This is a genomic window from Stenotrophomonas sp. P5_A9 (assembly GCF_056400525.1).
The window spans coordinates 1-4,041 of sequence record NZ_JBFULC010000122.1; the positions used below are offsets into that span (position 1 = coordinate 1).

General features: G+C 59.0%; 2 protein-coding genes and 1 pseudogene. 1 reads left to right on the forward strand and 2 read right to left on the reverse strand.

Going from position 1 to position 4,041, the window contains the following annotated elements; genetic code table 11:
* Positions 1 to 351 (reverse strand): annotated as a pseudogene (locus AC1DR7_RS20040) (hybrid sensor histidine kinase/response regulator); the annotation flags it as partial.
* Positions 352 to 1,194: 843 nt separating this feature from the next.
* Here AC1DR7_RS20040 and AC1DR7_RS20045 point away from each other — a divergent pair.
* Positions 1,195 to 3,465 carry a methyl-accepting chemotaxis protein gene (locus AC1DR7_RS20045; RefSeq protein WP_457319931.1) on the forward strand — a complete coding sequence of 757 codons (2,271 nt, stop codon included), beginning with the start codon at positions 1,195 to 1,197 and terminating at the stop codon, positions 3,463 to 3,465.
* A 267-nt stretch (positions 3,466 to 3,732) separates the two neighbouring features.
* Here the strand turns inward: AC1DR7_RS20045 and AC1DR7_RS20050 are convergent, their stop codons facing one another.
* Positions 3,733 to 4,017, reverse strand: coding sequence for a hypothetical protein (locus AC1DR7_RS20050; protein ID WP_478052231.1), 285 nt, complete (start codon positions 4,015 to 4,017; stop codon positions 3,733 to 3,735).
* Between the last annotated feature and the right edge of the window lie 24 nt (positions 4,018 to 4,041).

Consider the following 4,041-nt stretch of genomic DNA (forward strand, 5'->3'; position numbering starts at 1 on the left):
CCCAAACCCTTTGCCGCTGGTCATGACCTCGGCGAACGCATCGGCAATCGGGGCGTAAGTTTCTCCCCATACCTCCTTCACGGGCCTCCCCAGCGCCCAAGGGTGCCGGTCCCCAAGCATCATGCGATAGGCATCGTTGTAAAGAAGCCGGAGCTCCGGTCCCCAGAGCACCGCACCCAGCAGGGTTGAGTTGAGGACAAAACCCAAGGAGGTTCGTAGGGACTGGGGCCAAGCCTCGGGTGCACCCATCGGCGTCTGATCCCAAGCATAGGAGCGGAAGAACTCCCCCATCTGTCCTCCCGCTGAGAGAAAACTGAGCGCTTCTGACTTCGGGCCAATGGAAGGGGACATCGTTTGGGCTCACACCGGGTCGTCGTTGATGCCGTAGTGTCTCATGCCGACCGCGAGGCCGACTCGACGACGGTAGGTTCTGTACGCTGGAGCGTGGTCTGCCTCGTCCCTCGAGCAGGCGAACGATCCCAACTCGCGCACTCACGCCACTTTTTACCTGTTCCTGCCTGTACCTATCGCAAAAGCATGAAGTATGCGACCCGGCTGGTCATGCTCACATGCTTTTCTTAGTGCATATGGTAGGCGCGCCCGCTGTATCAAGAGCTAGCTGAGGCAAATCGATAGGATAAATCTCTCGATTCGGGGCTTAAGATTGTTCGTGGGGCGCCGCTACTTTCCAATCGCCGCTCTCAGACCGCCGCCTTGCTCGATGCTCCCTTCAAAGCCGCTCCTATCAGGACTTTCCGCATGCTCCTATTCGGCGATGCAATGCGGCGAGCATTGGGCTTCGCAGACTCCAGTGGAGATTAGGGGCTCAGGGTGTAATAGAGATTGGGGCGCAGTTGGTTCGGCGCGGGCGGCGTGACGCTCAGAGACGTTAGCTGCCAAGGATGTCCCAGCCTTTGACGATCGGTCTTGGCATTGCCCCCTCGGAGTGCGGCCCCTCACCGACTTGTCTGCCAACGCTGCGGCCCTTTAGGTGTGCTGGCCGCGCGGCGAACGATGGCTGCGGCTAACACAGGGGCTGAAGTCAAGCGGCAATTTCAATCTCCCGGCCGGTGAAACGCTTTGGAGGATGTTGTGAAAGCGGGTTTTGGTATGCGATGGATGCGACTCAACCGAAAACCAGAAAAGAACAAAGTCGGTAGGCATGTCGCAACTTAACGAGCAGGATCAACCTTGATGAATTGGTTCAAAAATCTAAGAATTTCCCAGAAATTGATGCTGGCCTTCGCGGTGACCACCGCCATGACGTTGGCCTTGGGCGTGTTTACGGTCATTCGCGCCTCCCAGTCCAAGCAGGAGCTGTCGCGTATTGCAACAGTGTGGGCGCCCGGCAACTATGCCATAGGTGAAATGCGTGCGCAGTTGGGCGACCTCCGGATCTACGAGATATCCCAAGTTAACGAAATCGCCTCCCCTCAGGTGGTGTCAGAGTATGAGGGGCGAATCAAGGCAAGTAAGGCCAAGATCGACGAGCTAGTGCTTCAATACCAGGCGTCTTTCGCGAACAAGGAAGACGAGGCGTTGTTCAACCCTGTCATGCAATCGTTGGCGGAATACTTCGCCATGCATGACACGCTTCGCGACGCCGTGGTCGCCGGCGATGTCGAAGAGGCCAAGCGGATTTCCAACACCGAGTCCCGTGCCAAGCGCGTCGCCTTGTTCAAGAACATGGAGAAGGTCAGCGAATACAACCTCGACGGAATGAAGACCGAGCTGGCTACGAACGCGGCCAGCTTGGATAGGCTGATGTCCATCACCGCCGTAGTTGTACTGGTGCTTTGTGTGGTTGCCAGCGTTCTGGGCTGGGCAATCAGCCGTTCGGTAACCCGCCCAATTGGTCAAGCACTTGAGGCCATTCGTAACGTCGCGAAGGGCAATCTGGCTGTGCGCACCGACTACTACAGCCGGGACGAAGCAGGTCAAATGCTGGTATCCCTGCGCGAGATGGTCACAACTTTGGATCGGTTCTCCAGCGACACCAAGGTGATGATCAAGAAGCATGAATCCGAAGATATCTCGCATCGTATTCCTGAAGACCTGCCGGGGGTGTATGGTGAACTAGCCAAGGGCATGAACACCATGGTATTCGAGCACCTCAATGCCATCTTGGATGCCGTTGCGGTGCTCAACGAGTACGCTGCGGGCGACCTGCGCCGGGATGCGCGCCGACTGCCTGGCTCGCGAGCTTTGCTTCACGAATCCATGGACGCAGCCAAGGCTAGCCTCCTGGCCATCAACACGGAGGTCAAGCGCTTGGCGGTTTCGGCCGCCGACGGCGACTTCTCGGCTCGTGGCGACTCGTCCGTGTTTCAGCATGACTTTGCCATCATGGTGGGCGACCTCAATCGCTTGATGGAGACTGCGGACCACAGTTTGGAGGCAGTTTCCAACTTGCTCCGTGCAATTGCGTCGGGTGACCTGACGCAGCGTATGGAAGGGGACTTCCGAGGGGTGTTCGCCACCATGAGCGAGGACGCAAACGCAACCATCGCGCAGCTGACAGGCATGGTTTCGCGCATTCAAGTTGCGTCTTCGGCGATCAATACCGCCTCGTCGGAGATTGCGTCCGGCAATGATGATCTGTCGCGCCGCACCGAGCAGCAGGCGGCAAACCTGGAGGAGACGGCTGCGTCCATGGAAGAGCTTACTTCGACGGTCCGGCAGAACGCCGAACATGCCCGACAGGCCAGTGCGCTGGCGAGTGGGGCGTCCGAGGTTGCGGGGCAGGGCGGTGGCGTAGTCAGCCAGGTGGTCGTGACCATGGCTGAGATCGAAGCATCTTCGCGTCGGATTGGCGACATCATTTCGGTCATTGACGGCATCGCGTTCCAGACCAACATACTGGCCCTTAACGCTGCCGTGGAGGCCGCGCGCGCGGGCGATCAGGGAAGGGGGTTCGCCGTCGTCGCATCGGAGGTCCGAAACCTTGCTCAGCGCTCAGCGTCTGCCGCCAAAGAAGTCAAGGCCTTGATCGAGGATTCGGTAGCCAAGGTTGCCCATGGATCTGAACTTGCAGATCAGGCGGGTCAGACAATGACGGAGATCGTCAGCTCGGTGGCGGAAGTTTCGAGCATCATCGACGAGATCTCCGCAGCGTCCCAGGAGCAGGCTTCGGGGATCGAGCAGGTGAACCAAGCCGTGGCGCAGATGGACGAAACGACGCAGCAGAACGCGGCGCTTGTGGAGGAGGCAACGGCAGCCGCCCGTGCAATGGAAGATCAGTCGGTTCAGCTGGCAGATGCCGTGTCGGTCTTTAGGCTGGAAACTGGTGGCGATCCTCGCTCTCCGAGTAAAGAAGCGGGAAATGAAGCGAAACATTGTGGAGCACGTGCTGCGGCTACCGCCCTGCGCGTCAAGCTTCCCAACGGTGCTTCTCCTGCTGCTAATTCTAGAAGCCCGAACCCAGTTCTGGCCGCTGCAGAGACGACGCATTGGCAAGAGTTTTGATGGAGGCGGTTTGCCAGTTCTAAATTTGGTTTGACTTGGACTCGTCCTTTGGCAGGGTGGATGAGGGCGAGCCCGGGCAGGCTGAAAGGCATGCTTGATCGTCTTCCTTGCTAAGCTTTTCGGGGGGGGACCTCCTCCAGAGCGTCGGCCGGGGTCAGCCGCTAGTGCAGCTGGCCATGGTCCGGCGGACGGTGCGCGATGGATACCAGCAACGCTTTAGGGAGACGCACGTTGCCGAGCGTAGCGTTGCCGCCCATTCTTCAGGGCCTACTGGGTAAGCTGCGCGTAGAGCACCAAAAGCATCATGGGAAGAGTGCTTAGCGCCGTGATCGCCCAAAACGCGCCCAGCACGGTCAATGGCGTCATGATCCACCACTGCCACCAAGTGAACCCATGATCGCGTTGCCGAGCCTCCCAGGCTGCTGCAGGGTGAAACCGTTCTACCTTCCGCGTTCCTCGCCGGGCCATCAGCGGCCCGACAATGAACCCGAAAGGTCCCATGAAGAGCAGGGACAGCGAATACCACCAGAAGAACCGGTTTCGTGGGGTCATCAGCCTTCGCTGGTTCACCTGAGA